The following is a 1,162-nucleotide window of genomic DNA, read 5'->3' on the forward strand; positions in this document are numbered from 1 at the left end:
TCCCTATACTAGGAGGATACTTATGGTTGCGAATTTGTGGGAAGCAGAAAAGGCGAATAACGTATCAAAAGGCGTAGAGGAATTGGTTTACCGCTCCAATTTACTAGGAACAGATCGTGCTGTTGCGAACTGGGGTGGAGGCAACACTTCATACAAAACAATCGAAAAAGATTTCCGCGGTCGTGAAGTTGAAGTGATGTGGGTCAAAGGAAGCGGTTCTGACCTTGCGACGATGAAAGCAAAGAATTTCACAGGTCTTCGTATGGAAGACATCCGTCCATTGTACGAAAGAGACGAAATGTCCGACGAGGAAATGGTTGCTTATCTTGTGAACTGCATGATCGACAGCAAACATCCTCGTGCTTCCATTGAAACGCTTTTGCATGCTTTCTTACCATTCAAACATGTAGACCACACACATCCAGATGCGATTATCTCGTTATGCTGCGCACATAATGGCCGTGAGCTGGCGAAAGAAATCTATGGCGACCGCTTCGTATGGGTACCTTACGTACGCCCTGGTTTCACACTGTCCAAAATGATCGCTGAAGGCGTAAGAAACAATCCAAAAGCTGAGCTCGTGTTGATGGAGAAGCACGGTCTCGTTACTTGGGGCGAAACGTCCGAGGAGAGCTACCTCAAAACACTTGCGATCATTAATGAAGCTGAAAGCTTTATCGAAGCGCGAGTTAGCGTGGACAACTTGTACGGCGGTTCCAAATACGAGTCCCTCTCCGATTCCGAGCGCAACGACATTTTGGCGCAAGTGCTGCCGACTGTTCGCGGAGCTGTAAGCAAAGAGAAGAAAATGATCCTTACAGTAGACAGCGCTGACGATGTATTGAAATTCGTTAACAGCAAGGATGCAGCTGTCTTGTCGCAAGTAGGCGCAGCTTGCCCGGATCACTTGGTTCATACTAAAATGAAGCCGCTGTACATCGACTGGAATCCGAATTCCCGTGATGCTGCTTCCCTGACGGAAGCTTTGCAAGCTGGCATTGCTGCATACAAAGAAGAGTACAAAGCGTACTTCGAGCGCAACAAAAATGAAGGTGACGTCATGTTCGAAACAGCTCCTCGCGTTATTTTGATCCCAGGAATCGGGATGATTAACACAGGCAAAAGCTGGGCTATGGCGCAAGTCAGCGGTGCACTTTACCAC

The 1,162-nt window shown here is 47.8% G+C and carries 1 protein-coding gene; it reads left to right on the forward strand.

From position 1 onward, the window contains the following. Window positions 1-22 precede the first annotated feature (22 nt). Window positions 23-1,162, forward strand: a 1,140-nt coding sequence (locus AC1DUA_RS38485; RefSeq protein WP_477504699.1) for a class II aldolase/adducin family protein, incomplete at its 3' end; no start/stop codon positions are given.

The organism is Paenibacillus sp. 01T422 (assembly GCF_056398785.1).